1 protein-coding gene and 1 pseudogene are annotated in these 3,352 nt (G+C 56.8%); both read right to left on the bottom strand.

From position 1 onward, the window contains the following. A partial coding sequence (gene taaP, locus AACQ49_RS15850) for a trimeric autotransporter adhesin TaaP (RefSeq protein ID WP_161779160.1) occupies positions 1–2,207 on the bottom strand: 2,207 nt, incomplete at its 3' end. A gap of 322 nt (positions 2,208–2,529) precedes the next feature. Continuing rightward, positions 2,530–3,352 (bottom strand): annotated as a pseudogene (locus AACQ49_RS15845) (conjugative transfer ATPase); the annotation flags it as partial.

The following is a 3,352-nucleotide window of genomic DNA, read 5'->3' as shown; positions in this document are numbered from 1 at the left end:
CCGGCGCCGATACTGGTATCGCCGCCGTTATTCCATGACGCATTCAGGCGCACATTGGTATTGGCCGTCGGCTTATACTGCACCCCGGTGGCTATCGCCTGTGCATCACGGTAATGCCCCATCGCCATCCCGAACGAAAAACGCTCACTGTTCACATACGGAATGGAAGATATTGCGGTCACCCCGGCAATCCCCGCATTGGCCCGTTTCTCCACCTGACTGATTTTATTGTCCAGCTGACTGAAACGCTGGTCGGTATACTGCCGGGCATTGTCCAGCACCGTGTGGGTCACCTGCCCGAACGTCTCATCGGTATAGCGGTTTGCGGCCGCCAGGGTCTGTTCCTCCCCCTCAATACGGGCCTGCTGCTCTTCCGTAATCCGCTTGTTTGTCTTCGCCTCACTGTACTGAATGCTCACATCGGTGTAGTCCATGGCCTGTTTCAGCGTCTGCTTATCGCCGGCAATACGCGCATCCCGCTCCTCATCCAGTTGCCCTTTGTTGACCGCATCCGTTTTTGCAATGCCGGCCGCCACATGCGTCAGAAAACGTTCCTGACCTTCACGGCCGACGGACACGCTGTTATCCCGGTCAGCCAGGCTGCCGTCCCCCAGTGCCACACTGTTTTTCGCCAGCGCCCGGGCATCCACACCCAGTGCCACGGATTTTTCGCCCAGCGCCAGACTCTTATCCCCGACCGCAACAGCCTGTTTACCCTGACTCAGCGTACTCTGCGCCTCATTCAGGGCTTTATCCGCCGCCTGATATTCCGCCTGTTTTTGCGCCAGTTCGGCTTTCACCTTCTCCAGATCCCGGATGTTTTCCAGCTCGGATTGCGTCGGACGCAAATCAGACAACTTTGTATCCAGCGCGGAGAGATCCTTTTCCAGCCGGGAGAGTTGCGTTTCTGCCTGCTTCAGTGCCTGATCGGTGACGGCTTTTTCCGCCGATAACTGCTGTTTCAGCTGTGTGGCCTGTGACGACATGGCCTGTGTGTGACTGAGCGCATTGTCCTGAAGGTACTGATCCACTTTTTGTTTCAGCGCCTCCGGGTTGGTATTCAGCCCGACGGTGTTATCCCGGGGACGGCTTTCCAGTACCAGCAGTTGCTGTAACTCTTTGGCATAATCCGGGCTGTCCGGCGATAAACTGTTGACCTTATCCAGCTGGATCAGGTAGTTCAGCTGATTCTCATAGCGGGTGAAAATACCGCTGACCATCTGATTAAAGGTGCCTTCATCGATGTTATCCAGATACAGCTCTGACAGGATCTGCTTCCCGGCCTCTGTCACCCCGGTGAGCCCCTGCTCAATTTGCTGCCGGGCATTTTTCTGATAAGCCTGATACAGATTCTTTTTCCCGTCCGCAGAGGTGATCAGGGCGATTTTGGCCAGCTCTTCCTGATAACCGGCAACGCCCTTCAGGGCCGCGGTATTCAGGTGTAAACGGGATAATTGTTTCTTCTGCTCGCTGTCCGTGACCGCATCCGACCACAGCATCGCTTTATCACTGTGGCCGGCACTCAGTACCGGGGACAGGGCCACACCCTGATAGTTGGTCGTAATCTGAGAACCGGTTTTCTCTTTGATGGTTTCATTAACCAGAGCACTTCTGGTTTTCGCTTCAATATAGGCATTAACATAACTGACATAAAACTGCGTGTCATTACTGACCGACGTATCCTGCTCAACCCGTTTTTTCACTTCCTGAGCCAGACGGTCAGCCTGCCCCTGCTGCCACAACGCCACAAAATTCTCATCCACAATCTGTGAAACCGCCCCCAGATTGCGTTCATAAATCTGTGCCATCCGGTCAGCGACCTGCTGTGCCTGTGTCACCTGCTGCTGTTGCGCGGTACGCTGACCCGCCAGGGTCTCCTGTTGCTGCAACAACGGTTTCATCGCTTCCTGACGCTCCAGAATATTGCTGTTCGCCAGCGATTTACTGTCAAACAGGGCCTGCGTCTGCATGTACTGCTCATGCGCCTGCGCCCTGTTCTGCAACAGGGCATTCTGGGCTTTCATCGCCGCCTGCGCCTGTTCCGCCGTCATATTGTTCCCCAGCGCCATACTGCCCTCACCGACAGCCGTACTGTGCTGCCCCGTGGCCACGGCCGTGTCCCCCAGTGACACGTTTTTGGCCTGTAAAGCGCAGGAATAACTGACAACCAGCGACAAAAGCGTTACTTTAACTCCCGTCGTTTTCATGACGTCATGTTTCCTCTTTTTAACATACCCAATGAAGCGGCCGGGTAAGCCGTGCTGCAACACGGTTTACCCACTCCCTGCTCCACCCGTTTCATCATCCCGGCACCCGGGGCGGTAATCCCCGTTTCCGTTCAGGTTCATCCGCCACCCGGAATACCGCGTCCGGCTCACTGCATCCGTATTTTCACCATACGATAACCTCAGCCGGTCACCCCGGCGCTCGGGGCGGTAACCCCCGTTCCCGGTCAGGTTCATCCGCCACCCGGAATACCGCGTCCGGCTCACTGCATCCGTATTTTCACCATACGATAACCTCAGCCGGTCACCCCGGCGCCCGGGGCGGTAACCCCCGTTTCCGGTCAAGTTCATCTGCCACCCTGAACGCCGCTTCCAGCTCACTGCATCCGTATTGCTCCATCAGCACCCGCCGTTGCTGCTTCTCCTCTTTTTCCGTCATCCCCAGCGCCAGATATAAGCTCGGCTGTACCACCCGGAACAGCGCCTCCACTTTCCGCGCCAGCACCACCCCTTCCGTGTAACAGCCGGAGAGTTTGGCTGCGGACAGCAGCACCTGTTTCTGCTCCTCACTGAGCGTCTTAAAGCGGGCGATTGCCTCCACCTCTTTCTGCGGCATCGTCAGACACACCCACCACTCCGCCATATTGAGCATTTTCTCGGCACAGTCCGGATAGTCATCGAGGTTCTGGGTCGCCAGCCACAGCCAGGCCCCCAGTTTCCGCCACATTTTCACCACTTTGGTCACATAGGGGGATAACAGCGGGTTGACCGTCACGATATGCGCCTCATCCACCACAAAATTAATGTCCCGGGCCCGGTACTGATCCCGCTCGGCAATATTGTTGATGGAGTTGATAAGACTCACCATCGTCAGCGCCATCTGGGCCTCATACCCTTCCCGCGCCAGGTGCCCCAAATCAATCAGGGTCACATCCGCCTCCGGCCACAGCTCCCCCGGCAGATTAAACAGCTCATGCTCAAAACTGCCCGGTTCGGTAAACATCCCCAGGGATTCCGCCATTTCGGCCGCTTTCGCCCGGCGCTGCGGATTTAATGCCCGCCCTTCCTCTTCACCTTCCCCCCGGGAGAGGGCATACAGCGCCTCCTGCAAATCCGCCGGCAGCATC

Source organism: Proteus sp. G2675 (genome assembly GCF_963886535.1).
Classification (GTDB): Bacteria; Pseudomonadota; Gammaproteobacteria; order Enterobacterales; family Enterobacteriaceae; genus Proteus; species Proteus mirabilis.
Note: the sequence above shows the minus strand (reverse complement) of the source record. Positions and strands in the feature narration are given on the sequence as shown.